Genomic DNA, 14,163 nt, shown 5'->3' on the forward strand with positions numbered 1-14,163 from the left:
AAGACGTAGCCCCGGGTGATGACCCGCTCGGAGAGCTGTTGTAATCTCTATATTGTTTAGTCACACAACAGTATTTTCTAACAACATAAATGCTCAGCCTGACGGCAAGGAGCCGATAATGACAACCTCCACGCTCGACCAGCTACCAGCCCCTGCCTTCATCGCCCCCCGGGTGCGACTCGAGCGCCGGGACGACGGCACCCGGCTGCTGCACTCCGCGATCTCGCTGGGCGACGACTACGCCCGCTGCAGCGGCGAATGGCTGGAGCACTGGGCTCGCGAGGCCCCGGATCGCGTCTGGCTGGCCGAGCGCGACGCCCGGGGCGCCTGGAACACGCTCACCTACGGCGAGGCGCGCCGACGGGTGATCGCCATCGCCGGCTGGCTGCTGAGCCAGGGGCTCTCCCCCGAGCGCCCGCTGGTGATCCTCTCGGACAACAGCATCGAGCATGCCCTGCTGATGACCGCCGCCATGCATATCGGCGTGCCCTCCTGCTCGATCTCGCCCGGCAGCTCGCTGATGTCCAGGGACCACGCCAAGCTCAAGGGCCAGATCCGGCTGCTGCAGCCCGGGGTGGTCTACGCCGACCCCATCGAGCCCTTTGCACCGGCGCTGGAGGCCATCGCCGGGCTCCACGACGGGATCGTGGTGGCCGGCAACCGCAGCGCCGCCAGCGAGGGCGCCACCCCCTTCGCCGAGCTGGAAAAAGGCGCCGATGACGCGGCGGTGATGGCCGCCTTCGCCGCCATCACCCCGGACACCATCGCCAAGTTCCTGTTCACCTCCGGCTCGGTGGGCACCCCCAAGGCGGTCCCCAACACCCAGCGCATGCTCTGCTCCAACCAGCAGGCCAAGGCCCTGCTCTGGCCGACCCTGGCCGAGCGAGCGCCGGTGCTGCTCGACTGGCTGCCCTGGAGCCACACCTTCGGCGGCAACCACAACTTCAATATCATCCTGCGCTGGGGCGGCACCCTCTATCTGGACGACGGCAAGCCGACCCCGGAGCTGATCGGGAAGACCGCCCGCAACCTGCGCGAGGTCTCGCCGACCCACTACTTCAGTGTGCCGCGGGCCTACGACATGCTGGTGCCCCTGCTGCGCGACGATGCCGAGCTGCGCCGGGCCTTCTTCCAGCGCCTGCAGCTGATCTTCTACGCCGCCGCGGCGCTGCCCGACCACCTGTGGACCGAGCTCGAGACCATGGCCCGGGAGACCGCCGGCCGCGAGGTGCTGATCGCCTCCTCCTGGGGCTCCACCGAGACCGCCCCGATCTGCACCGACTGCCACTTCCCGGCGGTACGCTCCGGGGTGATCGGCGTGCCGGTGCCGGGCTGCACCCTCAAGCTGGTGCCCACGGCGGGCAAGCTCGAGGTGCGAGTCAAGGGGCCCAACGTCTTCACCGGCTACTGGAAACAGCCCGAACTGTCGGCCAAGGCCTTCGACGACGAGGGCTTCTACATGATCGGCGACGCGGTGCGCTTCGTGGACCCCGAGCGTCCCGAGCTGGGCCTGCTCTTCGATGGCCGCGTCAGCGAGGACTTCAAGCTGCTGACCGGCACCTGGGTGCATGTGGGCGCGTTGCGCATGACCGGCCTGGATGCCCTCAAGCCCGTCGCCCAGGACATCGTGGTCACAGGCCACGACCGCGACGAGATCGGTTTCCTGATCGTCCCCCACCTGGCCGAGTGCCGCCGCCTCTGCCCGGCCCTCCCCGAGGACGCCCCGGCGGCGAGCGTGCTGTCGCGGCCCGAGGTCGTCGAGCGCGTGCGCGAGGCCATGCGCGCCCTGAAGGCGAGCGGCGGCGGCAGCTCCACCTATCCGACCCGTGCCCTGCTGCTCGAGGAGCCGCCCTCGATGGAGGCCGGCGAGATCACCGACAAGGGCTACATCAACCAGCGCAAGGTCCTGGATCGTCGCACCGAGCTGGTCCACGCCCTCTACGACGACACGGGCGATCCCCGTGTCATCACCCTGAATACCGAGCATTGATGCAGAGGAACACCATGAGCGACACCCTGGTCAAGACATCGCTGGACGACAGCATCTACACCATCACCCTGGCGCGGCCGGAGAAGCGCAACGCCGTCAGCGACCGCCTGCTCGGCGCCCTGGAGGAGGCACTGGTCGCCACCCCGGCAGGCACCCGGGTGATCATCCTCGCCGCCGAGGGCAAGCACTTCTGCGCCGGGCTGGACCTGGCCGAGCACCAGCATCGCGACCCCTTCGGCGTGATGCAGCACTCCCGCGGCTGGCACCGCATCTTCGACCGCCTGCAGCACGGCGGCGTCCCGGTGGTCAGCGCCATGCAGGGCGCGGTGATCGGCGGCGGCCTGGAGCTGGCCACCGCTACCCATGTGCGGGTGGCCGAATCCAGCACCCTCTACCAGCTGCCCGAGGGGCGCCACGGCATCTTCGTCGGCGGCGGTGCCTCGGTGCGGGTGGCCAACATCATCGGCCCCGGCCGCATGTGCGAGCTGATGCTCACCGGCCGCATCATGGAGGCCGACGAGGGGCAGCGCCTCGGCCTCTCCCACTATGTGGTCGGCCAGGGCGAGAGCCTCGACAAGGCCCGCCAGTTGGCCTCCCGCATCGCCGAGAACGCCCCCATGGCCAACTGGGCCATGGTCTCCGCCATCTCGCGCATCGACAACATGTCCAGCGACGACGGCCTGTTCGTGGAGTCGCTGACCGCCGCCCTGACCCAGACCAGCCCCGAGGTCGCCGAGCGCATCGGCAGCTTCTTCAAGAGCAAGGGCCAGGGCCCACGCACCTGAACGCTTCAAGGAGAACACCATGAAATTCCAGGACAACACCTTTATCGTCACCGGCGGCGCCTCGGGTCTCGGCGAGGCCACCGTACGCGCCCTGCACGGCGCCGGCGCCAACGTCGTGATCGCCGACCTCAATGCCGAGCGCGGCGAGGCCCTGGCCGCCGAGCTCAATGCCCGGGGCTCGGATGAGCGCGTCCGCTTCCGGCGCACCGACGTCACCAGCGAAGCCGATGCCCAGGCCGCGGTGGACCTCGCCCTCGGGGCATTCGGCGGCCTGCAGGGGCTGGTCAACTGCGCCGGAGTCGGCGACCCCGCCAAGGTCGTCGATCGCCACGGCGAACCCCTGCCGCTGGACGCCTTCGCGCGCATCGTCAACATCAACCTGCTGGGCAGCTTCAACATGTTGCGCCTGGCCGCCGCGGCCATGGCCAGGGGCGAGCCCCAGGCCGACGGCGAGCGCGGGGTGATCATCAACACCGCCTCGGTGGCCGCCTTCGACGGCCAGATCGGCCAGCCCGCCTACGCGGCCTCCAAGGGCGGCATCGTCGCCATGACCCTGCCCATCGCCCGGGAGCTGGCCCGCCACGGCATCCGCGTCATGACCATCGCCCCGGGCCTGTTCAAGACCCCGCTGATGGAGGCCCTGCCGGAGGAGGCCCAGCAATCCCTGGCGGCTTCCATCCCCTTCCCCAGCCGCCTGGGCGAGCCCGACGAGTTCGCGCGCCTGGCCTGCCATATCGTCGACAACGCCATGCTCAACGGCGAGACCATCCGCCTGGATGGGGCCATTCGCATGGCCCCGCGGTAAGAGTGTCTTTCACAGCTCGGTGAAAGCGATGAGCTTTTCCGGCGCCAAGCCAACGCGAGGGCGCTGTGAACCCATCCCTGGGCGCTACTTTTGCCATCCATGGCAAAAGACCCTCGCTTCGGCTTGTCCCCGGCGCTCATCTCGCTAGGCCTGTTGAAAACAGCTCCATGCCTCGGTTGGACGGGGACAGCCCCTTCCCGCCCACGATCCGGCCACTAGTAAGTTTGAGGACTCCCCCATGATCGATTACCAAGCGCCGCTGCGTGATATGCAGTTCATCCTCGACGAGCTCGCCGGGCTGAAGCAGATCGGCCAGCTGCCCGGCTGCGAGGATGCCTCGCCCGACCTGGTCGGCGCCGTGCTGGAGGAGGCCGGCAAGTTCGCCGCCGGTGTGCTCACCCCCCTCAACCAGGCCGGCGACCGGCAGGGTTGCCGCCTGGAGGGCGAGCGGGTGATCACCCCCGACGGCTGGCAGGCGGCCTACGACCAGTTCCGCGATGCCAGCTGGATCGGCCTCTCCCTGCCCCCGGAACATGGCGGCCAGGGTCTGCCCAAGCTGGTCTCCACCCCGGTGTGGGAGATGTGGTTCTCCACCAACATGGCCTTCGCCATGCTGCCCCAGCTCAACGTGGGCCAGACCGAGGCGCTGATGATCGCCGCCAGCGAGGCGCAGAAGGCCACCTGGCTCGAGAAGATCGTCAGCGGCGAGTGGGCCGCCACCATGAACCTCACCGAGCCCCAGGCCGGCTCCGACCTGGCCGCCACCCGCATGCGCGCCGAACCCACGGACGACGGGGCCTACCGCCTGTTCGGGCAGAAGATCTTTATCTCCTACGGCGAGCACGAGCTGACCCCCAACATCCTGCACCTGGTGCTGGCCCGGCTGCCCGACGCCCCGCCCGGGGTCAAGGGGCTGTCGTTGTTCCTGGCGCCCAAGTACCTGCTCGACGCCCAGGGCGAGCCGGGGGAGAAGAACGATATCCGCTGCATCGCCATCGAGCACAAGATGGGCATCCACGGCAGCCCCACCTGCACCCTGAGCTACGGTGACCAGGGCGGCGCCCTGGGCTACCTGGTCGGCGAGCCGCACCAGGGCCTGGCCACCATGTTCGTGATGATGAACGACGCCCGCTTCAACGTGGGGGTACAGGGCGTGGCGCTCGGCGAGCGCGCCTACCAGGCCGCCCTCGCCTATGCCCGGGAGCGCGTCCAGGGTCGCGATATCGTCAGCGGCGCGACGGGCCGTCCGATCCTCGTCCACCCCGACGTCAAGCGCATGCTGGTGTCGATGCGCGCCCGGCTGATGGCCATGCGCGGCCTGCTCTACACCGCCGCCGGCTGGTTCGACATCGCCCGTCACCATCCCGACGCCGAGGTCGCCGACAAGCACCGCCGCTATGTCGACTTGTTGATGCCCGTGGCCAAGGGCTGGTGCACCGAGGTGGGCAACGACCTCTGCGACGAGGCCATCCAGGTGTTCGGCGGCATGGGCTTCGTCGAGGAGACCGGGGTCGCCCAGCTGTTCCGTGACGCCCGCATCATCACCATCTACGAGGGCACCACCGGTATCCAGGCCAACGACCTGCTGGGCCGCAAGATACTGCGCGAAGAGGGCGCCACCCTGCGCGAGTTGATTGGTGATATCCGCGAGACCGCGGCGCAGCTCGACGGCCATGAGCGGCTCGGCGACCTGGCGGAGGCGCTGCGCGACCAGGCGGCCCTGCTCGAGGAGACCACCGACTGGCTGCTCGCCCACCAGGCCGACACCGCCGACCTCTACGCCGGTGCCGTGCCCCTGCTGCACCTGCTGGGCATCGCCTGCGGCGCCTGGCAGCTGGCGCGCCTGGCGCTCGCCGCCGACACCCGCCGCGAGGCCGGCGACGGCGACGCCGACTACCTGGCGGGACTGGCCGAGCTGGCCCGCTTCTACATGGCCACCCAGGCCCCCCAGGCCCGGGCCCACGCCCAGACCCTGCGCCAGGCCGGCGCGGTCTTGACTCGCTTCCCAGACGCCAGCCTGTAAATCATATAAAAAAAGGCGAACCATCAAACTACCCGATGGTTCGCCTTAACGTGATACAAGCGATCAAAACAGAAACAAGAACTTAAAGCCCCGAGTCAGAACCTGTACATCGCCATCAACTCTACCTGCTGTCCGCCCGGACGCAGCGGCATGGTCGGCGCATTACGGTCACGCCATTCGATACCGAAGTCCAGGTTTGGCAAGTAGGTATAGATCAGATTGATGTTCATCATCTCGAGGGTGTCGTCAGCAACGGTCGGCGCCACCTCATCCGCTTCCACTTGGGCATAGCGGATGTTGCCCCGGAATCGGTCATTGAATCGATGGCTCACACCTGCCGTATACCCTGTCGTACTCACCAGCTCGCCAGAGGCATTGACTTCCCCACTCGAGGCCAGGGTCCGCGGGCTTGTCGCGCCGTTGAACCCCCACCCGGAATACACATTATTACCCTTCCCCGAATAGCCACTCAGGGCAAGAGAGGTATCGCCGAAATTGAGCTTTGCTGCCAGGGAGAACGCAGCCCCAAACTTCGAATCCTCTACACCGGTTTCGACCTCTCGCCCAGTGACGGCGGCGTTGAAGGCGTGCCCCGCCTCGGTTCGATGCGTATAGGACGCCACCATGTCCGGGAAGTCGGCATCGCGGTAGATCGGATCCTGTAGGCTGAAACGGAATCCACCCGGCGCATAGTGCAGAACCACATCGGGTCGGACGACCGCACCGCTACCGGAGACGCTACCGACACCCGTGCCATAGAAGTCGAGTATCTCGACATCGAAGGGTGCGTTGGCAAAGAACTGGCCGGACCAGGTCTGCCCAAGGGTCAGGTCGTCGACCTGGACGTAGGCATGGCGTAATCGCATGGCGTAACTGGTATCGTCGACGTCCGTCGCATTATCCCAGAAGTCGCCTTCCACGAAGGCCGTCACACTATGACCCTGGACCTCCTTGTCGACCTTGAAGTTGATGCGTGACTGGCGAGCGCTAGCATCAAAGTTCCTGTCACCACCATCGGGGTCGGTAAAGATTCCCTCCGCCTTGACATAGCCACCGATACTGAGATTCGCGCCACCGAATTCACCCAGATCCAAGGCATGTGCCTGTGCAGTAACGGCTGAAAGCGCGACCGCCATGCCGAGTCTTTTTTTATTTACCTTCATTGTTCATCTCCGTGTTGTTCTAGTTCGATAACTTTCGATAACTACGCTGTGCTATCCGTGTCCCTTGCTCTCTTGCTTACACACCCATCCGATCCCTCGGCGGGCGCTCCCGGCTGGAATGACCGGAGAGGCCTCAGCCCACCTTGACGATCAGCGCCGCCGCCGAGTCGCCGGCCGCGCAGCCGGTGACCAGGGCATAGCCGCCGCCCTTGAGTGCGGTCTCCTCGATGGCCTCGATCAGCAGCCGCGCCAGGGTCGGGCCCTGGGGGTGGCCGTATACCAGGGAGGTGCCGTAGTTGTTGAAGCCGTGGGCGTCGAGGCCGAGCGCCTTGGCCAGGTGCAGGTCGTTGGCGATGAACGGCGAGTGGTTCTTGACCGTCTTGATCTGGTCGAGGGTCAGGCCGGCCTGATTCAGCGCCCGCTTGACCGACTCGGCCGGCGCCATGGGCATATGCGCCGGTTTGGTACGGGCATGGCCGTAGGCCACTACCTGCACGGCCAGCCGGGGGTCGGTGCTCAGTGCCTGGGCCCGCTCGCGGGTGGTGACGAGGATGCCGGCGTTGCCGTCGGCCGGGTGGGTCTGGGCGCCGAAGCTGTGGATGCCATCGGGCTGCACTGTGCGCAGCCTGGCCAGGGCCTCCGCACTGGTGGCGGTCACGCCCTCGTCGGCCTCGACGAGCCGGGTCTCCTTGCGCGAGACCGCCACCTCCACGGGGAACAGGTAGCGCTTCTGGAAGGCACGCTCGTCGGCCAGGGCCTCGGCGTACTGTTCATAACGGCGCAGGGTCAGCTCGTCGGCCTGCTCGCGGGTGAAGCCATGCTCGCGAGCGACGTTCTCGGCGGTGGTCAGCATGTCCTTGCCGGTCGCCGGGTCGGCGGCGATGTTGTCCATGTTCCAGTTCTCGGCGATCACCTCGCCGCCCGGCCCGGTGGGGTTGGGCCAGATGGTGTGGGGGCCGTTGGAGGTGCGGTCGGCGAGCAGGCAGTAGGTGGTGTCGAAGCTGCCGCTCTCCACCGCCAGGGCGGCATTGAACACCGAGGTGGTGGCGGTGGCGCAGGCCTGGGTGACGTTCTGGCCCGGGGCCTGGCCGGCGCCCATCATGGCCGCCGCCCAGGGCGCGCCGTAGAAGATCGACTTCTGCCCCACCGAGACGCCCAGGTAGAGGTAGTCGATGATCGCGGGATCGATGTCGCGGCTGGCGAACCAGCGCTTGCTGGTGGCCGCGCCCAGCTCGATGGAGTTGAGGTTGGCCAGGCTGCCCATCCACTTGCAGAAGGGGCTGGAGTAGTAACCGCCGTAGGGGATGTAGGCGTTCTTGAACATGCTCACCTCTGAAACCATTACCGTGATGGAAGGGAAAAAGGGGGCCCGTCCCGATAGCACGGCAACGCGGCCCCAACCCTGATGCTCAGTCGCGCGTCAGCCGCGCCCGCAGGCCGCCCCACTGGGGCTGGAAGAGCTCGGCCGGCATCTCGCGCAGCTCATCGGCGATGCGCGGCACGAAGTCCATGGCCGCCAGGATGTCGCGCTCGATGTCGAGGCCCGGCGCCACCTCGGTGAGGGTGATCTCGCCGTCGAGCAGCTCGAAGACGCAGCGCTCGGTGACGAACAGCACCGGCTTGCCCGTCTCCCGGGCATAGCGGCCGCTGAAGGTGATCTGGTCGACGCGCTGCACGAACTTGCGGCGGTGCCCCTCCCGGCGGATCTGCAGCCGGTCGTCTTCCACCGCCACCTCGCCGCCGTTGGTGAAGGTGCCGCAGAACACCACCTTGCGGGCGTTCTGGCTGATATTGATGAAGCCGCCCGGCCCCACCACCTTGTCGCCGAACTTGCTGACGTTGAGGTTGCCCTCGTGGTCGGTCTGGGCCAGGCCGAGGAAGCAGACGTCGAGGCCGCCGCCGTCGTAGAAGTCGAACTGGTAGCCGTGGTCGATGATCGCCTCGGCGTTGTAGGAGGTGGCGAAGTCGCCGCCGCTGGCGGGCACGCCGCCATAGGTGCCGAGCTCGGTGGTCAGGGTCATCAGGTCGCTGACGCCCTCCTCGGCCGCCACGCTGGCGACCCCCTCGGGCATGCCGATGCCGAGGTTGACCACTCCGCCCGGCACCAGCTCCATGGCGGCACGCCGGGCGATCACCTTGCGCGGATCCAGGGGCAGCGGCTTGATGCCGCCCAGCGGTACCCTGAGGTCACCGGAGAGCGCCGGGTTGTAGCCGGTGGCCATGGTCTGCATATGGTGTTCGGGCTCGGCCACCACCACATGGTCCACCAGGTCGCCCGGCACCTTGACCCGCTGGGGGTGCAGGCTGCCCTGCTGGGCCAGGTACTCCACCTGGGCGATGACGATGCCGCCGCTGTTCCTGGCCGCCTGGGCCATGGAGAGCTGCTCGAGGAAGATCGCCTCGCGCTCCATACTCAGGTTGCCGCGCTCGTCGGCGATGGTGGCGCGGATCACCGCCACGTCCACCGGAAAGGTGCGATAGAGCAGCCACTCCTCGTCCTCCAGCGCGACCACCTTGACCAGGTCCTCCTCGGCGGCCTCGTTGGCCTTGCCGCCCTCGAGGCGCGGATCGACGAAGGTGCCGAGCCCTACCTTGCTGAGCACTCCGGGCTTCCTGCCGGCGATGTGTCGCCACAGGTGGGCCAGCACGCCCTGGGGCAGCAGGTAGCCTTCGATACGGTTCTCGCGGATCAGCTCGCCCATGCGCGGCGCCTGGCCGGTGTGGCCGCTGATCAGCCGCTTGACCAGGCCGGCGTGCCCCAGGTGGTTCATGCCGCGGGTCTTGCCGTCGCCACAACCGCAGCTATGGGCCAGGGTGAGGTCGCGGGGCGCGCCGGTCGCAAGGAAGCGCGCCTCCAGCGCCGTGGCCACGGCCTCGGCGAAGCCACACAGGCCGGCGGTGGTCCAGATGACGGTGTCGCCATCCCGGATCAGGCTCGCCGCGGTAGCGCTGTCGATGATCTTGTTCACTCTCTCGACCCTCTTGCGTGAGATATTCAATCTGTTGACACATATATTATTTACACAACAAACATTGTGTTGCGTGGCGCATGCCAAGGTGCCCCGCGGCGCAGGGTCTGCCCGGCTCAGCCGCCGGTCAGCACCAGCACGATCCGGGGAAAGAAGATCACCAGGGCGACCACGACGATGTCGGCCACCAGGAAGGTCGCCACGCCCTTGAAGATATCCATCAGCGAGGCGTACTGGCCCGCCACGCCCTTGATGACGAAGATGTTCATGCCCACCGGCGGGGTGATCATGCCGATCTCGAGCAGCTTCACCAGCACCACGCCGAACCAGATCAGGCTGACGTCGTAGAGCTCGAAGACGGGCAGCAGCACCGGCAGGGTCACCAGCATGGCGCCGAAGGGCTCCATGAACAGCCCCAGGAAGAGGTAGATCAGCACCACCACCAGCATCAGCTCGAGATAAGTGGGATCCCAGCCGGTCACCATGCCGGTGATGTGGCCGGCCAGCCCGCTCAGGCTCAGGAAGAGGGTGAACATGCTCGCGCCGACGCCGATGATCAGCAGCGCCGAGGTGGTGGAGAGCGTCTCGAGCAGCGCGGCCTTCATCGCCTTGCCGCTCAGGCGCCCCAGGACCAGGGCGATCAGGATCGCCCCGGCGGCCCCCACGGCCCCGGCCTCGGTGGCGGTGAAGACCCCCGAGAACAGCCCACCGAACACCAGTGAGCCCAGCACCAGCACCGGCCAGATTTCGACCAGCGCCTGCCGGGCGCTGATATCGCGCGCATCGGCCGCTTTACGGGGCACGATATCCGGCCGCCGCCAGCTGACCAGCAGGATCACGATGCTGTAGCTGACCGCGGTCAGCAGCCCGATGGTGATGCCGCCCAGGAACACCTGGGTGATCGACACCTGGGCGAAGACCCCGTAGACGATCATCAGGATGCTGGGCGGGATCAGCGCGCCGATGGTGCCACCGGCGGCGATGGTGCCGCAGGCGAAACTCGGCTTGTAGCCGCCATTGACCATCTCGGGAATGGCGATGCGCCCCATGGCGGCCGAGCAGGCCACGCTGGAGCCGCTCACCGCGGCGAAGCCGGAGCTGGCGAAGATGCTCGAGATCGCCACGCCACCCGGCAACCAGCGGAACACCACCTTGGCGGCATTGAACAGGCCGTTGGTGATTCCGGCGTGGTAGCAGACGAACCCCATCAACAGGAACATCGGCACAGCACTGAGCGTCCACTTGGCGATGAACTCATAGGGCGTGGAGGAGAGCATGCCGATGGTGGTCTGCCAGCCAAACATCACCGTCATGCCGCCCAGCGAGACGATGATCAGCGAGAGCGCGACCGGCACCCGCAGCGCCAGCAGCAGCAGCAGGATGGCGAGGCCATAGAAGCCGACATCAACGGACATGGGGATTACCTTTCATCTGGCGTGGCGGCGGGGTGGGCCGCGCCCCTGGCCAGGAAGGGCACCCGTACGACACAGACCACCGCCGCCAGGGCGAAGGCGATGGGCAGCACGAAGTAGGTCGGCCAGACCGGCATGGGGAAATTGAGCGACATCACGTAGGAGCCGATGGCGTACTGCTCCATGGCCTTGTCCCAGGTGGCGATGGCCAGCACGGCATAGACTACCGCCGAGAGCAGCGACACCAGCACATCGGAGAAGCGCACCAGGCGCTGGCCCATCACTCCTTCCAGGGCCTCCACGGCGATCATCCCGCGACGCCACTCCACCCAGCCCAGCGGCAGCAGCGCCAGGGTGATGAGGTAGTAGCGGGTCACCAGTTCCACGGTGGCGGGAATCGAGACCGAGAGGGTCGAGCGCAGCACCACATCCAGGGTGACGTGCACCACCATCAGCAGGATGCCGAGGGTACCCAGCAGCGCCAGACCGACGGCGGCCCGGTTCGACAGGCGATACAAAGCGGCCATGGGGGAGTCTCCTGCGTCATGGGCGGGCCCGAAGCCGGGGAGCCGGCGTCGGGCGGCGTGGCATCAGGTCCCGTAGGTGGAGAAGTCCACTCCGTCCCAGACCTCACGATTCACGGCGTCCGCGACCCGCTCCGGATCCTCGCCGGCCTCCTCGACGATGGCATTCCACTTGTCGACCAGTGCCACGAAGCGATCGAGCTTGGCGCGGGCATCGCTCACCCCGTAGCGCGTCTCCGCCTGCTCGGCGGCGTACGCCAGGTCCTGCTCACCGAAGGCCCGGCTGGCCTCGATCAGGTCGTCGCTGGGCTCGAGGATCTCGATGCCGTGCTCGCCGGCCAGCTCGTGCGCCTCGTCGATCATCTCGTAGCCCCAGCGCTGGATCGCCCGGGCGCTGGCCCGGGTCGAGGCGCGCACCACCGCCTCGCGATCCTCGGGCGAGAGCGACTGCCACACCGGCTGCCCCACGGCATGGGAGATGGTGCTGTGGAAGGTCCCCAGGTCGAGCATGGTGACGTGATCGATCGCATCCTCGAGGCGGAAGGAGATGATGTCGGCGATGGAGCCCACGGTGCCGTCGATGACGCCCTGGGAGAGGGACTCGAAGGTGTCCCCCACCGGGATCGAGGCTGGGGTGGCGGACATGGCCTCGGCCCAGCGCGAGTACTGGGGCCCGCCGACGCGCAGGCGAAGACCGCGCAGGTCCTCGACCGAGCTGACCGGGCGGGTGGTCAGGATCTGGTAGGTGTCGGTGGAGTGGGAGCTGGTGTAGACGACGCCGAGCTGCTTGAGCTCCTCCTGACACGCCTCGCAGGTGGCGATGTACTCGGTCATGGCCGCGCCCATGGCATAGGGGTTGGTACCGAGCAGGGCCATGTCGCCGACCAGGTTGATCTCGGGCAGGTCGGCCGGGAAGTAGGCCGGCAGGAACAGGCCGGTCTCCACCAGGCCGCTGCGAATGGCGTTGCGCATGTTACCGATCGAGGCGATCTCGGCGCCGAGGATCTGCCCCCCCAACCGGCCATCGGACTCGGCCTGGAGCAGCTCCACGAAGCCCGTGTAGAGCGGCGTGTGGGCGGGGTGGGCCGGGGGCACCCCGGGGGCCATGCGCAGATCCCGGGCCTGGGCATGGCCGGCGAGTGCCAGGCTGCCCACGGCGGCGGCGATGGCGAGGGTCTTGAACAGGGGGCGGGTCGTCATGAGTCACCTCAGCGGTCGGGTTGTATTTGTTTATTTATTAAACAGTGGTGATTACCACCTATTTGTCTCCGGATTATAGTCCAGCCCACCACCATTCCCGATACCCGACTTTGGTCTTACCGGCACGCGCCTACCTTGCTTCCCCTCCATCGCAAGACGTGGCTCTTAGACCTTTGTTTAATTGATCACAATAGTGATGATCACAATACTGACGTAGGTCAAATATTGACCCGATGCAAATCAACCCCAGACTTCCAGAGGCATCGACAATGACAACCACCACACGCGCCCTGACCCGCACCACCCTCTCCGCTGCTCTCCTGTCGGCCTCCCTGCTGGCCACGAGTTCGCCCGTGCTGGCCACCGAGCTGCGCATGGGGCTGATCACGCCGCCCCAGCACATCTGGACCCAGACCGCCGAGCGACTCGCCGAGACGGTGGCCGAGCGCAGCGACGGTGAGCTGACCATCGCCATCTTCCCGGCCGGCCAGTTGGGCGACGAGCCGGCGATGTTCTCGCAGATGGAGACCGGCCTGCTGGACTTGGGGCTAATGACCGCCGCCATCACCAGCCAGCGCGAGCCCGCCATCGTCGGCTGGTTCACCCCCTTCCTGTTCGACAGCGTCGCCGACGCCGCCCGGGCCACCGACACCCCCGCCGCCCGGCAGATGCTCGACAACCTGGAGGACAAGGGGCTGCACGCCTTCGGCTACACCTTCGCCGGCATGCGCCACATCCTGATGCGCGATGGCCGGGTCGAGAGCCTGGAGGACGTCGGCGGCAGGAAGATCCGCATCATCCCCATCGCCGCCATGAACACCTGGTGGCGCGCCACCGAGGCCAGCCCGACGCCGGTGCACCTTCCGGATGTCTACCAGGGCCTGCAGAACAAGATGCTCGACGGTGTGGACATCGACCTCGACGCCCTCGTCGGCTCCGGGTTCTACGAGGTCGCCGAACACCTCACCTTCACCAACCACATGGCCTTTCCGGCCGTCTCCGTAATCAGCCAGTCCACCTGGTCATCACTCGGCGAAGCAGAACGCGCACTGCTCGACGAAGCCATGCAGGAGGCCCTGGCCTGGGGCATCGAGGCACAGATCGAGGCGGAAGAGAAGAACCTGGCCCTACTCGAGGAGCGCATCGATGTCTTCACCCTGGAAGACGCCGAGGCCGTGTTCGGCGACGCCAACCAGGCCTTCGACGAGCGCTTCGGTGATCACCCGGTGATCGGGGCCTTCCAGCAGGAAGTCGCCGAGCGTCAGGCGGGTCAATGAACCGTCCCGACGCCG

General features: G+C 67.1%; 11 protein-coding genes. 5 read left to right on the plus strand and 6 right to left on the minus strand.

Translation table 11 applies throughout. The features are described from left to right. Positions 1-118: 118 nt before the first annotated feature. The 4 genes from C1H66_RS19115 to C1H66_RS19130 all read left to right on the plus strand — a co-directional run bounded on the left by C1H66_RS19115 (position 119) and on the right by C1H66_RS19130 (position 5,603). Positions 119-1,990 carry a feruloyl-CoA synthase gene (locus tag C1H66_RS19115; RefSeq protein ID WP_102629466.1) on the plus strand — a complete coding sequence of 624 codons (1,872 nt, stop codon included), beginning with the start codon at positions 119-121 and terminating at the stop codon, positions 1,988-1,990. A gap of 14 nt (positions 1,991-2,004) precedes the next feature. After that, the gene (locus C1H66_RS19120) at positions 2,005-2,775 is read left to right on the plus strand and encodes a crotonase/enoyl-CoA hydratase family protein (protein WP_102629566.1); all 771 of its coding nucleotides are present in this window, start codon (positions 2,005-2,007) and stop codon (positions 2,773-2,775) included. Positions 2,776-2,794: 19 nt separating this feature from the next. Continuing rightward, positions 2,795-3,580 (plus strand): 3-hydroxyacyl-CoA dehydrogenase, encoded by a 786-nt coding sequence (locus tag C1H66_RS19125; protein WP_102629467.1) that lies wholly within the window; start codon positions 2,795-2,797, stop codon positions 3,578-3,580. Positions 3,581-3,818: 238 nt separating this feature from the next. Then, complete coding sequence (locus C1H66_RS19130; RefSeq protein WP_102629468.1) at positions 3,819-5,603, plus strand: acyl-CoA dehydrogenase; 1,785 nt, start codon at positions 3,819-3,821, stop codon at positions 5,601-5,603. A 95-nt stretch (positions 5,604-5,698) separates the two neighbouring features. On the opposite strand, the gene C1H66_RS19135 is transcribed toward C1H66_RS19130, so the two are convergent. The 6 genes from C1H66_RS19135 to C1H66_RS19160 all read right to left on the minus strand — a co-directional run bounded on the left by C1H66_RS19135 (position 5,699) and on the right by C1H66_RS19160 (position 12,871). After that, on the minus strand, positions 5,699-6,766 hold the full coding sequence (locus C1H66_RS19135; protein ID WP_102629469.1) for a hypothetical protein: 1,068 nt from the start codon (positions 6,764-6,766) through the stop codon (positions 5,699-5,701). Positions 6,767-6,899: 133 nt separating this feature from the next. Beyond that, the gene (locus C1H66_RS19140; protein ID WP_102629470.1) at positions 6,900-8,090 is read right to left on the minus strand and encodes a thiolase family protein; all 1,191 of its coding nucleotides are present in this window, start codon (positions 8,088-8,090) and stop codon (positions 6,900-6,902) included. Positions 8,091-8,175: 85 nt separating this feature from the next. Next, positions 8,176-9,735: an acyl CoA:acetate/3-ketoacid CoA transferase gene (locus C1H66_RS19145; RefSeq protein WP_102629471.1), complete on the minus strand. Its 1,560-nt coding sequence runs from the start codon at positions 9,733-9,735 to the stop codon at positions 8,176-8,178. A 116-nt stretch (positions 9,736-9,851) separates the two neighbouring features. Next, positions 9,852-11,150 (minus strand): TRAP transporter large permease, encoded by a 1,299-nt coding sequence (locus tag C1H66_RS19150; RefSeq protein WP_102629472.1) that lies wholly within the window; start codon positions 11,148-11,150, stop codon positions 9,852-9,854. 5 nt (positions 11,151-11,155) lie between these two features. Further along, complete coding sequence (locus C1H66_RS19155; protein WP_102629473.1) at positions 11,156-11,674, minus strand: TRAP transporter small permease; 519 nt, start codon at positions 11,672-11,674, stop codon at positions 11,156-11,158. Positions 11,675-11,737: 63 nt separating this feature from the next. After that, positions 11,738-12,871 (minus strand): C4-dicarboxylate TRAP transporter substrate-binding protein, encoded by a 1,134-nt coding sequence (locus C1H66_RS19160; protein WP_102629474.1) that lies wholly within the window; start codon positions 12,869-12,871, stop codon positions 11,738-11,740. Positions 12,872-13,140: 269 nt separating this feature from the next. Between C1H66_RS19160 and C1H66_RS19165 the strand changes: the two genes are divergently transcribed. After that, a complete protein-coding gene (locus C1H66_RS19165; protein ID WP_240618402.1) occupies positions 13,141-14,148 on the plus strand; it encodes a TRAP transporter substrate-binding protein in 1,008 nt (335 codons plus the stop codon). Positions 14,149-14,163: the final 15 nt, after the last annotated feature.

Source organism: Halomonas heilongjiangensis (genome assembly GCF_002879645.1).
GTDB lineage: Bacteria > Pseudomonadota > Gammaproteobacteria > Pseudomonadales > Halomonadaceae > Halomonas > Halomonas heilongjiangensis.

Excerpts from the sequence above, each read along its gene's own strand:
- C1H66_RS19140 (WP_102629470.1), bottom strand. The coding sequence starts at position 8,090 with ATGTTCAAGAACGCCTACATCCCCTACGGCGGTTACTACTCCAGCCCC.
- C1H66_RS19150 (WP_102629472.1), bottom strand. The coding sequence starts at position 11,150 with ATGTCCGTTGATGTCGGCTTCTATGGCCTCGCCATCCTGCTGCTGCTG.
- C1H66_RS19120 (WP_102629566.1), top strand. The coding sequence starts at position 2,005 with ATGAGCGACACCCTGGTCAAGACATCGCTGGACGACAGCATCTACACC.
- C1H66_RS19155 (WP_102629473.1), bottom strand. The coding sequence starts at position 11,674 with ATGGCCGCTTTGTATCGCCTGTCGAACCGGGCCGCCGTCGGTCTGGCG.
- C1H66_RS19160 (WP_102629474.1), bottom strand. The coding sequence starts at position 12,871 with ATGACGACCCGCCCCCTGTTCAAGACCCTCGCCATCGCCGCCGCCGTG.
- C1H66_RS19125 (WP_102629467.1), top strand. The coding sequence starts at position 2,795 with ATGAAATTCCAGGACAACACCTTTATCGTCACCGGCGGCGCCTCGGGT.
- C1H66_RS19115 (WP_102629466.1), top strand. The coding sequence starts at position 119 with ATGACAACCTCCACGCTCGACCAGCTACCAGCCCCTGCCTTCATCGCC.
- C1H66_RS19135 (WP_102629469.1), bottom strand. The coding sequence starts at position 6,766 with ATGAAGGTAAATAAAAAAAGACTCGGCATGGCGGTCGCGCTTTCAGCC.
- C1H66_RS19165 (WP_240618402.1), top strand. The coding sequence starts at position 13,141 with ATGACAACCACCACACGCGCCCTGACCCGCACCACCCTCTCCGCTGCT.
- C1H66_RS19130 (WP_102629468.1), top strand. The coding sequence starts at position 3,819 with ATGATCGATTACCAAGCGCCGCTGCGTGATATGCAGTTCATCCTCGAC.